The sequence below is a fragment of the Methylobacterium sp. AC690 genome (assembly GCF_979256535.1).
This window is the reverse complement of the sequence record NZ_CEEDOX010000146.1, coordinates 1-234: the sequence shown is the minus strand read 5'-3', so window position 1 is coordinate 234 and position 234 is coordinate 1. Positions and strand designations below refer to the sequence as shown.

Annotated in this window: 1 pseudogene; it reads left to right on the top strand. The window is 77.4% G+C overall.

Features of this window, described 5'->3' with window-relative positions:
* Nucleotides 1-234: pseudogene (locus AC0IY1_RS25655) on the top strand (DUF2336 domain-containing protein); the annotation flags it as partial.

Below are 234 nucleotides of genomic sequence, written 5' to 3'. Positions count from 1 at the left end.
CGGCTGACGACGCTCGTCACCGCGCGGGCCGCCGCACTGCTCGAGGAGCAGGTGGAGGTCTTCGACGCCGCGCTGCTGCCCCTGGCCCGCGCGGTCGATGCAGCCGCCCGCGTGCTCCTGGCGGACGACCTGGCGGACGTGCGCAACGCACCGCGCGCCGTGGAGCGGGACCTGGCCATCGCTCCGGACATCGCGGTGGCCCGTCCCGTGCTCCAGCGCTCGCCGCGCCTCGCC